This is a genomic window from Blautia sp. ZXY-1-C6, from assembly GCF_056339875.1.
This window is the reverse complement of record NZ_JBWJVQ010000244.1, coordinates 1-4,130: the sequence shown is the minus strand read 5'-3', so window position 1 is coordinate 4,130 and position 4,130 is coordinate 1. Positions and strand designations below refer to the sequence as shown.

The window sequence follows — 4,130 nt, the reverse complement described above, 5'->3', positions numbered from 1 at the left end:
GGATATTAATCCAATGGTAAAAATCATACTGATCAGTGCCTATGATAAATTTGAATATGCAAGACGCGCTCTGCTTCTTGGTGCATTGGATTATATTGAAAAACCTCTGGATTACGCATATCTGATCCAGAAAGTAAAAAATGCTTTTGCCCTGATGGAACGTGAGCAGAAAAATCTGCAGTTGCTTAAACAGAGCAGGCCTTTGCTTATCGAAAAATTTTTCCGTGATATCACTCACCGTTCCAGGCAGGAGGCTTCCTATCGTCTCAAACCTTATCTGAACTACCTGAACCTTAAACTGGATTATGATTTTTATAACGTAGTGATTCTTGAACTGGAAAATGCACAGTCTCTCAGGGATTCCTATGGCATTGAGAAATTTCAGATGGAACTGCTGAATCTTCGTGATCTGATCACAGAACAAACCTCAGAATTAAATTATATTTATCCCCTGCAGGATATTGATGGTTATCTGTGTGTGATCGGACAAAGCGGCTGCCAGTCCGGAAATTTTCGCCAGCTTACCTATAAAATCATTTCTGCACTTGTAGATAACTGCAATTCACAGGGACTGGTTCTGAATGCCGGAATCGGTGCCATTGTACAGGATCTGTGGGATCTGAACCGTTCTTATGAAAGTGCAGTTCATGCACTGGATTATCGTTTCTTTTTCCCACACCAGAACGTATTTGACGGACGTGAGGCTCTTGGACATGACTTATCTGCCACTGATTTCTCCGATTCCAGAGAGGAGGAATTAATCCGCCTTCTGTGTAAAAAGGATGTTTCTGCAATTGACTCCTGGTTTCAGGATTTCTCCAGATGGCTTACTGAGAACTTCCGCACCAAAAGTTTCGCATTTATCCAGATCTACTCTCTGCTTGGAAGGATTCTGAAGTTTTTCTATGAACTAAACCTGGATACCCATGATCTGGAAGCAAAGATCCTGTATGTATACAATCATCTGGAAGAATTTCATACCACAGAAGAACTATGCGGCTGGCTCAACGAACTCTGCCGCCTTCTCTGCCGGAAACTGGATTCTTCTCTGAATGATTATCACCAGAAATTATGCGAATCTGTAACTTCATATATTGACGAAAACTATGCCAGCAATACTCTGTGCCTGAACGATATCGCCAGCGAAGCCAATGTCAGCCCGGCTTATCTGAGTGCCCTCTTTAAAAAGAAACAGGGCGTGAGTATCAGTGACTATATCACTACTCAGCGAATCAACGCCGCCTGCCGTTATCTTACAGCCACAAACATGACTCTGAAGGAAATCAGTATGAAATGCGGTTACGCCAATCAATATTATTTCAGCACAAGCTTCAAGAAAAAAATGAATGTCACTCCATCTGCATACAGAGATACTCAGACGTCAAAATCTTAGCTTTTACTTGTGTTTCCCTATAACTCCCTGTATAATAAAAAACAATGTCTATTATCATGACATCTTTTTTATATGAGTGCGCAGTCAATTACCTTTTACCGCTACTACATCTGTTTTGCGGAAAACCTGTCAGTGGCAGTTGTGGTAAATGCCAATATACTTATTATAAGGAGATTTAAAATGGGGGTAACTGAAAAAACAGCAATTCTTGTTATCAGCTTCGGTACAAGTTATGAAGAAACACGAAAGAAAACAATTGAACAGATTGAATCTGACCTGCATCATGCATTTGGGGAATATCCGTTATACCGTGCATGGACAAGTCCCCGTATCCGCGCCAAACTCCGGAAGCGGGACGGAATCCACATTATGGATATTGATGAGGCAATGACCCGGCTGAAAGCGGACGGAATTCGAAATGTAATTGTACAGCCAACCTATGTGATCACCGGATTTGAGAGTGATGCTATGAAAGAAAAAGTTCTTGCACATAAAAAGGATTTTGATTCTGTCATTATCTGTGATTCTCTGATGGTTACAAAGCAGGACAAAGAAGAGGTCTGTCAGGCTATGGCACAGGAATATCACCCTGATTCTGATGAAATTCTCTTATTTATGGGACATGGAACAGAGCATGTTGCCAATGAACTTTATCCTGAGATGGACGAACTGTTTAAGCATTTCGGCTATTCCAATATGCATATGGGAACGGTTGAAGGGGATTTCTCCATTGAAAGCTTTCTGGATAAATTAAAAAATCTGCATCCGACTCATGTTCATCTGGCACCTTTTATGATCGTCGCAGGTGATCATGCTACCAATGATATGTCCGGAGAGGACGATGATTCCTGGAAAAGTATTCTGGAAAAAGAGGGATATTCTGTCAAATGTACTCTGAAAGGTCTTGGCGAGATCCAGGCGGTCAGAGATATTTTTATCCGCCATACCAGAGCCGGACTGGACAGACTTTCAGAAATCCAGGCTTAAACACAGCAGGAAATCGAGAGTATATTCAAACCAAAAAGTTAGTGTTCACAACAACACGCTTCGCGGGATATTACCAGTGAACAATAACGTCAAAAGGAGCATACCACATTAAGTTCTTATTAATGTGGCAGCTCCTTTTTGTCTTTCCTTTTTTGAATATGTATTTTTCCTGATTATTTAATGACTTCTTTTTTTCTTCTTTTTATTAGGATTATTCAGTACAGACCAGCAGAATGCCTGAACAAGAAGTATTCCGATAAACGCCCCTATACTGTCGATTCCCACATCCTTTACCGCCGGTGTACGGGCATCCACAAAAGACTGATGATACTCATCCAGCCCTGCAAATCCCACACAGACAATTCCCGCAAGAAGCATCAGCCAGATTCCTCTCACACCATAGACATATAAAGGAAAAGAAATAGCGATAGCCAGCAGAAAATACTCTGTCATATGTGCCGCTTTTCTCACATAGTAGTGAATTCCATCTGCCTTATAAGCAATCTCTTCACTGCTCAGATTCTCTGACAAAAGCTCGCTCTTCGTTTCTATGATCTCATAACTTATTTTATAGCTCAGATTACCTGAAACTTCACCCGGCTGGGCTGAGAACGAAAAAATGATATACATCATCAGCAGTGCCGGTAAAAAAGACAACGGTTTCAGCAATGTGATCAATATTTTCATTCTTTCTCGTTTTCCCCGTCTTCCTCTTCGTCTTCCAGATTCTTAACCATATTAGCCCTTTCAGCAATGCTCATTGATCTGTTCTGCCCGGATGCATCCTCTTTTTTCAGTTCTCCGCCTGCGGCAGCTTCCATTGCCGCATTCTTCGCCGCTTTTGCTTTCTTGATCTTCTCTTCTGAGAGCATATTTTTAATGCCGAAAAACAGCAGACCAGCACCAATAGCTGCAAATGCAATTCCGGCAAGCATAAATCCCATACTGGTTCCTTCTTCACCTGTCACATATCCCTTACAGAGACTGTAACTTGTATACAACAGATACACTCCCGCCAGACTCCAGAGTATAAATCTTCCATTGGAGACTTTCTGTTCTTCTGTATCCGGCTCTTCTTCCCCGCTCTTTGCAATTTTCTGCGTATCTTCCTGCTGAATCGCTGCCGGGCTTTGTTCCAGCAGTTCTTCGTTTTCGTTTTTCTCCATAAAAACCTCCTCATATTTATAACTGTTCAACACCTTAACAGATGAAACTATCTTATCATTTTTTCTGTGAACCTCACATGACTGAAGTCACGTGCTTCCAGACGCTTTAGGCGTCAGACTGAATATCGGCGGATACGCCTGTAACTTAGGTGCGCAGTTATGCGCATTTCCCATGCCAGATATGGCTGGTTCCCACATTACAGGTAGTCCGCTGTATATCTGCCTGTATCTATGCTGCTTTTAAGAATTCCATTTCTGAATGGAGTTTTCTCAGATCTGCATAGACGCATGAGGTTCTACGCTTTACAGGAGGGACTTTTGCCTCCAGCAAAGACCTTTCCGTTACCGGAAGGGGTTTTAAAAGTTCTCTTATAAAATATCTGGCTCCTATATTATAGGATGCTGACAGGTCACAATTATATCGTTTTCCTGTCTGGAAAGTACAGAGGCTGTAATCTTCCCAGTCACGTGTTACCGCCCCGGAACCATCATAAGCCAGTCTGCTGGTGTTCCATGCACAGATCCGGGATACCCACATCCTTTTCCTGTGTGCCTGATGTTCACAGCGTCTTTGGATATCCCGC

The 4,130-nt window shown here is 42.1% G+C and carries 4 protein-coding genes and 1 pseudogene; 2 read left to right on the top strand and 3 right to left on the bottom strand.

Features of this window, described 5'->3' with window-relative positions:
* Together AC075J_RS15920 and AC075J_RS15915 are read left to right on the top strand one after the other, a co-directional pair.
* Window positions 1–1,393: response regulator transcription factor (locus AC075J_RS15920; protein WP_476390488.1), on the top strand; the 1,393-nt coding region annotated here is incomplete at its 5' end.
* A gap of 180 nt (window positions 1,394–1,573) precedes the next feature.
* The gene (locus tag AC075J_RS15915; RefSeq protein WP_118330112.1) at window positions 1,574–2,380 is read left to right on the top strand and encodes a sirohydrochlorin cobaltochelatase; all 807 of its coding nucleotides are present in this window, start codon (window positions 1,574–1,576) and stop codon (window positions 2,378–2,380) included.
* Between the two features lie 177 nt (window positions 2,381–2,557).
* Here AC075J_RS15915 and AC075J_RS15910 read toward each other — a convergent pair whose 3' ends face one another.
* The 3 genes and pseudogenes from AC075J_RS15910 to AC075J_RS15900 all read right to left on the bottom strand — a co-directional run.
* On the bottom strand, window positions 2,558–3,067 hold the full coding sequence (locus AC075J_RS15910) for a VanZ family protein (protein ID WP_025581246.1): 510 nt from the start codon (window positions 3,065–3,067) through the stop codon (window positions 2,558–2,560).
* On the bottom strand, window positions 3,064–3,546 hold the full coding sequence (locus AC075J_RS15905; protein ID WP_026649693.1) for a hypothetical protein: 483 nt from the start codon (window positions 3,544–3,546) through the stop codon (window positions 3,064–3,066). The genes AC075J_RS15910 and AC075J_RS15905 overlap by 4 nt, the downstream gene beginning before the upstream one ends.
* A 229-nt stretch (window positions 3,547–3,775) precedes the next feature.
* Window positions 3,776–4,130 (bottom strand): annotated as a pseudogene (locus AC075J_RS15900) (IS200/IS605 family accessory protein TnpB-related protein); the annotation flags it as partial.